Genomic DNA, 4,862 nt, shown 5'->3' on the forward strand with positions numbered 1-4,862 from the left:
GGGCCGGAAGCAGGGCCCTCACCTCGACCTTGTTCCGTCCCGGCCGCCAGCGGCTGAGCGGCAGGGCGATCGTCTCGTCCCGGAAGAGTTGGCCGCCCGCATTCGCCAGGGGCGCGCTGGCCACGTTGCGTCCGTTGACGTCCACGATGATCTGGGCGCCGAGCTCCAGCCCCGCCGCATAGCCGCCCGCGAGGGTGAGGGCGATCTTGTCGTAATCCGCCGGCACGAAATCCGTCGGCAGGGTCAGGTCGAAGCCGGTCCGGAACAGACGGCCTCCGAATTCCCGGTTTTCGATGCCGAACGCGGAGAACGGCAACGTCTCGCGGCCCTGGACCGGCACGCCGCGCGCGCGGGCGAGGGCCTGAAGGCCGTGCGGGCTACCCATCGGTTCGCGCGTGGTGATGCCGCTGACGATGCGGCTGGCCGCCTCGATCTCGGCGGGCGTCTCGCCCGCCAGGGTGATGCGGGCCGCCCGGTCGCCCTGCGGCGACTCGAAGGTCAGGGGCTGGCGGCCGGGACCGCCGGTCCCTGCGTCATCCGCCACGTGGATCTCGAGGCCGGCCGACCCTTGAGTTTCGCCTGCGAACTCGACCGAGACCTGGCTGAACCTGCCCGCGAGCGCCAGGCGCTGGACCAGGCCGATCAGGCGCTCGAAGGTGGCGAAGCCCGGCCGGTTGCGCAGGACGATCCGGATCGGGACGATGCCGCGCGCATCCGGCGCGATGGCGGGCAGATCGCGCAGGGAATTGGCCATCGCGGCGCCGGAGACCGAGACGAGACCCGTCCAGGCCGGGTCGATCTGGGTCCAGAGCTCGTAGGTCGCGTCGAGGGAGCAGTCGACCCGATGCCGCTGGACACCGGCGATCTCCAGGGCGTTGTAGCCCGGCTTCAGGAGGTCGCCGGGGATGTCGAACTCGATGATCCGGATCGCGCCCGGAGCCTTGATCTCGCTGCGTCCCACGGCCACGCCGTTGACCTTCGCGGTCAGGAACGAGGCGTCGGGCACGACCGAGATCGCCGCGAGGTAGCCGATGCGCAGGCGCACCTGCTCCCGGGACTGCGCCTCCGTGAGGTAGACCGGCCATTGCAGGCCGCTCTCCTCGCCGCTGAGGCGCAGGCTGCTGGACAGGGCCGGGAACGGGCGCTGCGGCAGCGGCGGCGCGGCGGGCGCAGACGCGGGCTCCGCCTCCGCCCGGACGGCGGTGGCCGGGCGGCCAGCGCGCTCGGCATCCGGAACGGCTAGGACCCGAGGCGCGCCGCGCCCGATGAAGCTCTGCGCGTGGGCGGGATGGGACACCGCGAGAAGCAGGCCGGCCAGCGTCAGCGCGGAGGCCGTGTGCGATCTGGGGCGGTGCTGGGATGTGACGGGCATTGCCGGGTTCGAGCTCGTGTCCGAGGGATGGACTGTCCGTGGATGGGCTTGGGGTCGCGCTTTCAGCTGCGCAGCCCCGACGGGGCGGCGACCATCCGGTCCGAGGTCCGGCGACCGCGCTCCGCCTCGTCCTGCGCGTTCTCGGTCTCGACCATCAGCTGGAGCCAGCTCGGCGATCCTTCGGCCGGTGGCGCGGCGGCCGCCGGCCGGGGGCCCGGCTGCGTCTCCGGATCGGCGGCGCGGCGGCGCGCGCCCGCGGCGGCCTTCGGGGCGTCCTCCTCGACAGGGCGCTGCGCCGTTCCCGTCATCAGACAGGCCAGGGCCCGGATCGGTCCGTACAGACCCCAGCCGATGAACTGCCAGGTCCCCGACAGGATGTCCTTGTGGGTGCGGCGGCGCTGCTGGAAGCGGACCATCGCGCCGGCGTCGCCGTACATGATGTCCGCGAGGGCGAGGTAGCTGCCGGGCGTCAGGGTTTCGAAGACGAGATCGCAGATCGATTCCTCGCCGGCGGCGGTGATCCCCGCCACCCGCACCGGGATCGTCCGGGCATGACTCAGGAGCGGCACGTGGCCCTGGTGGATCGCCGCGAGGGTGCCGACCGAACCGTCGTCGCTGCGGCGCATCGGAACCACGGCATCCATTCGGATCCGGCACCGGGCACTGGAGATGCGCTCCACGGTGACGTCGATGGTCGTCCCGTTGAGGTTCAGCACCGCGGGGCGGTCGACCGGCAGCGAGGGGGCCGTCTCGGTCTGGCGCCGCTCTGTGGCGACGCCCAGGGCGGCGCCGGCCGTGATGAGGTTGAACAGGTTCCAGAGGCCGACCACGAGCATCAGGTTCGTGACGCCGGGCTCGAAGCTGTAGCGGTAGGTGGCGAAGGCTTGCGCGAGGAAGAGCACCGCGAAGACGACGAAGTAGGGCAGCGCCAGGGGGGAGAGCTGGTCGTGGTCGAGGCTGACGTTCTTGGCCGTGACGTTGAAGGTCGGCTTGCGCGGTGACAGGATCACGGCGGCGGTCGCCTTGATGAGGAACAGTCCCTGCACGTACTCGTACAGTTCCGAGACGAAGGGCCACCTCACCCGCCCGTAGAGGTAGTTCTGCATCATCAGGTTCACGACGATGTAGGTGGCGGTGTAGGCGATGGCCTCGTCGACGTTGGCGACGACGATCTTCATGTCGAGGAAGATGTACAGCAGCGGGGCCGCCATGAAGATCAGCCGCGGGAGCGGGAAGAACCAGAACGTCATGCTCGACAGGTAGCAGAGCCTCTGGATCGGCCTCAGCCCGCTCTTGAAGAGTGGGTTCTTGAGAAGCATGATCTGCAGCATGCCCTGGCACCAGCGTGAGCGCTGCCCGATGAAGGCTGAGAGCGTCTCCGGCTGGAGGCCGGCGATCAGGGGCTTGTCGACGTAGAGGCTGGTCCAGCCGCGCGAATGCAGCTCGAAGGCGGTCTCGCAATCCTCCGTGATGGTGATGCCGGAGAAGCCGCCCGCCTCGTCCAGCGCGCTGCGCCGGAGCAGCGCCGCCGAGCCGCAGAAGAACGAGCCGTTCCACTTGTCGAGCCCGCACTGCCCCACCGCGTAGAACATCTCGTTCTCGGAGGGCATCCGCTCGAAGGTCTTCAGGTTCCGCTCGATCGGGTCGGGATTCAGGAAGGCGTGCGGCGTCTGCACGAGGAACAGCTTCGGATCCATGCCGAAATGGCCGATCGTGTCGCGCAGGAACGAGCGGAAGGGCACGTGGTCCGCATCGAGGACCACGACGATCTCGCTGATCGAGTTCTGGAGGCCGTTGTTGAGGTTTCCGGCCTTGGCGTGGAGGTTGCGCCGCCGGGTCAGGTAGGACACCCCGAGATCCGCGCAGAGGGCCTGCAGGACCTTGCGGCGCGCCCGCGCCTCCTCCGCCTTGGCGGGATCGCTATCCGCGCATTTCTGGTCCGTCCCGCCGTCGTCGAGGAGCCAGACGGTGAACTTGTGCGCCGGGTAGTCGAGGGATTTCGCGGCCGCGAGCGTCGTCGCGAGGATGTGCCGGTCCTCGTTGTAGGTCGGAACGAAGATGTCGACGGTCGGCAGGTCTTCGTCCGCGTCCTGCGGGGGCGGGGGGCGCCGCAGGGGATCGGCGTTGATCACGAGGCTGACCGCCAGGATGTAGAAGCAGTAGAGTTCCGCCGCGATCAGGATCACGCCGGCCGTGAAGCCCGGGAGATCGCCGACCGGCGGCAGCGTGCTCGACAGGCGCCAATAGATGTAGCGCAGCACCACGAGGCTGCCGATGGCGAGGAAGGTCAAACGCCCGGTGCGCCCCTTGGCGAACAGCCACAGGAGGATCATGACCGCGATGGCGCCGAGGCTCATCTCGAGCTGAACGTCCGTTCCCAGAGGTTGCGACAGCAACAGCAGGGTCACCGCGGCGCTGGCGAGCCAGATGGTTCGGACGAGAAAGGGTGGCATGGGGCCACTCCGCGTTAGGCGAAGGAAGAAGCGAGTGATGAGATGCCGCTCGCGCGGCATGCCTCCAGCGTGATCTCAGAATGCGATGCGGCCATCGACGCTGGTGTAGTATCCACCCTTGCGGATACGATCGAAGGCGTAGCCCGCCCCGAGGGAGAACTTCATCGGGCCGATGGCGAACCCGGTGACGTGGCCGCCGGCCCGCCAGCCGTTGAAGAACGCGTCGCCGAGAAGCGTGGCCTCGGGGCCGACGAACACGCCCGGCAGCACCGCGACGCCGGCGCGGAAGCGCGCGTAATAGGCGTTGAACAGTGTCGAGTAGGAGGCATTGGCCGAGAACAGCGTGTTCTCGGTGGGGTTCACGTAGAGGTCCGCCGCCACTTTCACGCCGAGGCCCGTGCCGACCACGGGATTGCCGGGGTCCAGGATCGAGAGCTCGTTGCTGCGCACGTTCATGCCGATATAGCCGGCCAGCGCAGCCTGCTGCCAGATCCACTCGTAGCCGAGGAGGACCGTGCCTTCCTGCTGAACGCCGGTGACGGTTTGACGGACCGCCGCCCCCGGATAGGAATAGGTGCCGGCCACGCCCTGGAGGCGTACGCGCAGGCCGTCTTCGAGGAGTGTGCCGACCGGCGCGATCGTCGCCGTGATCGTTCCGAAAGCGGAGCTGTTGGTTGTGACGGTGGCACTGGCATCCACCGCGACGATCCATTCGTCACCCGCGACCTCCGGCTGGGCGGCACCCGTGTACCAGTCGGCCGCGCGGGCGGAGGTCGGCGCCAGGGCCAGTGCGGTGAGCAGGAACAGCGCGGTTCCAAGACGGTGGGACACGTGTGCAGAACCCCGGCAGGTGGTGGATTTGCGCCTCTTTTCGCGCTGCATCATCAAACGCGGGTATAGTTAATTACCAGTTAATCGCGCTCCGCCGACACACGCGAAAACTGTGTTCGGAAAAATTGCCGTGCACTAAATTTGTGCTTGGGAGGCGTGATATTGCTCAATGAAGACCGCCAGAGGGCGTGATCGAATCTCTAACG

At 68.4% G+C, this 4,862-nt stretch carries 3 protein-coding genes; all 3 read right to left on the reverse strand.

Annotated elements, in window-relative coordinates; genetic code table 11:
• The coding region (locus K2X24_RS07175) for a cellulose biosynthesis cyclic di-GMP-binding regulatory protein BcsB (protein ID WP_292496210.1) at positions 1 to 1,372 on the reverse strand (1,372 nt) is incomplete at its 3' end.
• Between the two features lie 62 nt (positions 1,373 to 1,434).
• Positions 1,435 to 3,825 (reverse strand): UDP-forming cellulose synthase catalytic subunit, encoded by a 2,391-nt coding sequence (bcsA, locus tag K2X24_RS07180; protein ID WP_292496212.1) that lies wholly within the window; start codon positions 3,823 to 3,825, stop codon positions 1,435 to 1,437.
• Between the two features lie 75 nt (positions 3,826 to 3,900).
• Complete coding sequence (gene bcsS, locus K2X24_RS07185; RefSeq protein ID WP_292496215.1) at positions 3,901 to 4,626, reverse strand: cellulose biosynthesis protein BcsS; 726 nt, start codon at positions 4,624 to 4,626, stop codon at positions 3,901 to 3,903.
• Positions 4,627 to 4,862 lie beyond the last annotated feature (236 nt).

The sequence above is a fragment of the Methylobacterium sp. genome (genome assembly GCF_019750675.1).
In the GTDB taxonomy this organism is placed as follows: Bacteria; Pseudomonadota; Alphaproteobacteria; order Rhizobiales; family Beijerinckiaceae; genus Methylobacterium.

Coding starts and splice junctions, on each gene's coding strand:
- bcsA (WP_292496212.1), bottom strand. CDS start 3,825: ATGCCACCCTTTCTCGTCCGAACCATCTGGCTCGCCAGCGCCGCGGTG.